The 250-nt window shown below is 62.8% G+C and carries 1 protein-coding gene; it reads left to right on the plus strand.

The annotated features are described in order from the left end of the window. A partial coding sequence (locus FUU19_RS18305) for an autotransporter-associated beta strand repeat-containing protein (RefSeq protein WP_230507297.1) occupies positions 1 to 250 on the plus strand: 250 nt, incomplete at both ends.

Below are 250 nucleotides of genomic sequence, written 5' to 3' on the forward strand. Positions count from 1 at the left end.
GAGTTCCGCATCCCGGATCCGACGGGCGTGGCCTATGGCCCGACCCAGTTTGTCGCCAATATTCCGGGGAGAGGCGCCGAGGTGGATGCCGGTACGCTGCACGCCAGGAAATGTGATGACTTCCACTGTGGATGGGAAATCTACTCCAACAACATTTCCGGCCACGGCGGCCTGACCAAAGAAGGCGCGGGAACCCTGGAGCTGACCGGCACCAACACCTATGCCGGCCCGACGCTGGTCAATCAGGGGC

The organism is Serratia montpellierensis, assembly GCF_020858655.1.
Classification (GTDB): Bacteria; Pseudomonadota; Gammaproteobacteria; order Enterobacterales; family Enterobacteriaceae; genus Serratia; species Serratia montpellierensis.